At 46.0% G+C, this 1,653-nt stretch carries 2 protein-coding genes; both read left to right on the top strand.

Annotation, left to right across the window (positions count from 1 at the left end; translation table 11 throughout):
• Positions 1-55: 55 nt before the first annotated feature.
• On the top strand, positions 56-436 hold the full coding sequence (locus tag DW039_RS20680; RefSeq protein ID WP_005829611.1) for a transposase: 381 nt from the start codon (positions 56-58) through the stop codon (positions 434-436).
• Positions 418-1,419, top strand: a complete 1,002-nt coding sequence (locus DW039_RS20675; RefSeq protein WP_256373173.1) for an IS3 family transposase — start codon at positions 418-420, stop codon at positions 1,417-1,419. The genes DW039_RS20680 and DW039_RS20675 overlap by 19 nt, the downstream gene beginning before the upstream one ends.
• The last annotated feature ends 234 nt before the right edge of the window (positions 1,420-1,653 follow it).

Genomic DNA, 1,653 nt, shown 5'->3' with positions numbered 1-1,653 from the left:
TGTCTTATCCTGATATAGGTAGACACATTTACAAACTAATAAATGTGTTACTATTATGACTTCAAAACGAAAGCTTTATCGTGAAGATGAAAAACTGTTTTTTCTTCACTCTTACTACCAATCAGGTATGAGTAAGCATGCCTTTTGCCGGGCACATGGCATTTGTTGCCCTGCCTTGCTAAATAGTTGGATTAAAAAGTATTCAAATTTAGCAGAAGAGCTATCTTTGCCTTCTGAACAAGAATCACCAGATATGTCCAATCGCAGCAAGGAAGCCTACAAAGATGAAAATGCCCAATTAAAAAAGCGCATTAAAGAGCTGGAGAAAGCCCTGTCTTTCTCCAAGCTGGAAACAGAAGCCCGTGAATTGATGATTACGCGTGCTGAAGAACTCTTCAACATCCCTATCAGAAAAAAATCTGGGGCCAAATCGTAACGGAACTGGTCAGTCAGCGCAACCTGAAAGTTGCGTTGGCCTGCCGTCTGTTTGGCCATTGTCGTCAAGCCTACTACCAGTCAAAGGCTGACATTGAGAGTCAGATACATAGGGAACGTCTCATGCTGGATGCTGTCCGTGATATCCGTATCGAAGATCCGGGTATAGGCTGTTACAAACTGTGGATTATGCTCACCGTGCTTTTTGGAGCCGAGTTCATGCCTGGGCGGGACAGCTTTTATGCATTGCTCCGGCAACACCGCTTGATGCTTCCTGCCCGCAAGACCCGGCATACGACGAACTCCAACCATCGCTACCACAAGTGGAAGAACCTAATCAAAGGACTGACCTTGACTTCAGCCAACCAGTTGTGGGTCAGCGACATTACTTATATACCACTTGCCAATGGTGAAGTCTGTTATCTGCATCTGATTACGGATGCCTACTCCCATAAGATAGTGGGATGGGTGCTTGCCGACACCTTACGGGTATCGGCAACCATCAATGCATTGCAACAGGCTATAGAGCAGGCTGTTGAAATGACAGGAGATGAAAATCTTACGGGCCTGATACATCACTCGGACCGTGGCGTACAATACTGTTGCGACCCATACGTGGCACTTCTTCAGAAACATGGCATTGCCATCAGTATGACGGAAGACTACAAACCCACCGACAATGCCGTTGCGGAACGTATCAACGGGATTATTAAGGCGGAAAGCAGCCATCCTCGAGGCCGGTTCAACGAAATCGGGCATGCAAGAAATGTCATAGCTCGCTACATACATTTCTATAACCATCGCAGACCGCATATGAGTATCGGGTATAAAATACCTGCTGTGGCGCATCTGGAGAAGGGAATACAGAAGAAAATGTGGAAGAAGAAAAAATATCCTTCCACAAGTAGCAATAAAAAGAAGGATGCAATATCTTTGCAAAGCCGGACAGCAAGTCCGGGCGAAGGCGCAGGACAGCGCACCTGACAAAGACAGAATGCCTCTTTTAGGGGCACCCAGTCTTGCCGGACAAGCAAGCACGGGCTCTGCAAATGCAGCAGGATGACTGTCAACAGAATCAGGACAACTCACTTTGCTGTGTCTACTATATCAGCAGGGCTTGGGAAGAAGTGACTACTGAACCAGTACAACATTCCAAGAACCGTCTACTGATATCGGTTATAAAAAGAAAAAGCGTCTAGCTAAATCAGGAAAAGACAT

Origin of the sequence: Bacteroides sp. AF39-16AC, assembly GCF_003602735.1 — a bacterium.
GTDB classification, from domain to species: domain Bacteria; phylum Bacteroidota; class Bacteroidia; order Bacteroidales; family Bacteroidaceae; genus Bacteroides; species Bacteroides uniformis.
The sequence above is the reverse complement of the archived record's forward strand: the minus strand, read 5'-3'. Positions and strand labels throughout refer to the sequence as shown.